The organism is Pararcticibacter amylolyticus (genome assembly GCF_003130405.1).
Classification (GTDB): domain Bacteria; phylum Bacteroidota; class Bacteroidia; order Sphingobacteriales; family Sphingobacteriaceae; genus Arcticibacter; species Arcticibacter amylolyticus.
In genome coordinates, this window is record NZ_QEAS01000104.1 from 1 (window position 1) to 542 (window position 542).

The 542-nt window shown below is 41.7% G+C and carries 1 pseudogene; it reads right to left on the reverse strand.

The annotated features are described in order from the left end of the window. Nucleotides 1-332: 332 nt before the first annotated feature. Nucleotides 333-542: pseudogene (locus tag DDR33_RS26285) on the reverse strand (hypothetical protein); the annotation flags it as partial.

The window sequence follows — 542 nt, forward strand, 5'->3', positions numbered from 1 at the left end:
GGTGGTGTCCTGTGCTACAGCGGGCAGCACGGTAAAACATACCAGTAAACTGACAAGTGTTTGCAGGTATAACTTCATATATGGTACTTTCATATTTGATTTATCTCCGTTGCTAAAGTATGGTTCCTCACTGCGGTTAAACCGCAGTGGAGTATTTTTATTTAAGTTGAAAATCTTGTATTGCTTTTTGTGTTTCGAAATACGCGTTATATATACCAAAGGCCCATTTTTAAGCCGTTAGACGGCACATTCAGCTTCTTGTTCCTATTCCCAAGGCAACCAGAATAATGAATTACTCTCTCAAGTTCAACAGGAAACATTCACTCAGACATTTAATTACCACCAGCTTCCTTCAAAGCTTTCACTTCATTCCGAAGCTCCTCTATTTGCCGAAACTGCTCTTCGTTCTTCTTTCCCTGCTCAATGAGGTACAACGTAAGCTCCTCCACTTTTCTCAGAAGCCGCGAATTCATGTCTCCAAGATCAATCCCATTTTCCTTCACATCCTCTGCTGCCGGCATTTCCGGTAAATGTTGTTCCCT